The sequence below is a fragment of the Caldisalinibacter kiritimatiensis genome, assembly GCF_000387765.1.
GTDB classification, from domain to species: Bacteria; Bacillota; Clostridia; order Tissierellales; family Caldisalinibacteraceae; genus Caldisalinibacter; species Caldisalinibacter kiritimatiensis.
In genome coordinates, this window is sequence record NZ_ARZA01000254.1 from 1 (window position 1) to 523 (window position 523).

The following is a 523-nucleotide window of genomic DNA, read 5'->3' on the forward strand; positions in this document are numbered from 1 at the left end:
GTGATTCGTGTACCTCGGTTCAATGCTTTGCCGCCGACTTCCTTCAGATTCCACCTCACGATGGACACCCTTGTCTTGAGCTAACAGTTGGCACTACCAGCCCCTGTATCGGACTTTCACCGACAAGCAAGCGCCCATGCTGGGCGCACTAAAAAAGGATAATGGACTTTAATATCCACTATCCTTAGTTTCTATCCCTTTTACAATTGCAACTGATGAACTTGCTCTTAACATTATACTTTTTTTATAGATATTTATTACCTCACCTTTATACTCATCTACTAATATATCTGCATATTCTTCTATATTTCTAGGATTCTCTCTTACAAATTCCATTAGTTCAGGTAAATCCTTTTCAAAAACTATAACTTTTAGATATATATCCCTTAAGTACCAACTCTTATGATTTTTTGAATACTAAAGGGTCAGGCTTCATAAATTCACAATTGTTCAGCCTGACCCTAAAAACCATTTATTCCTAAAGTTATTTTTTCACTTTCAAAAGTTTTAGTTAATTTGGTTT

General features: G+C 35.6%; 1 protein-coding gene. It reads right to left on the reverse strand.

All coding sequences use genetic code 11. From position 1 onward, the window contains the following. Nucleotides 1-168: 168 nt before the first annotated feature. Nucleotides 169-336: a hypothetical protein gene (locus L21TH_RS14370; RefSeq protein ID WP_006316398.1), complete on the reverse strand. Its 168-nt coding sequence runs from the start codon at nucleotides 334-336 to the stop codon at nucleotides 169-171. Between the last annotated feature and the right edge of the window lie 187 nt (nucleotides 337-523).

What these genes read in the sequence shown, in the direction of transcription:
- L21TH_RS14370 (WP_006316398.1), bottom strand. Translation starts at nt 336, where the DNA reads ATGGAATTTGTAAGAGAGAATCCTAGAAATATAGAAGAATATGCAGAT.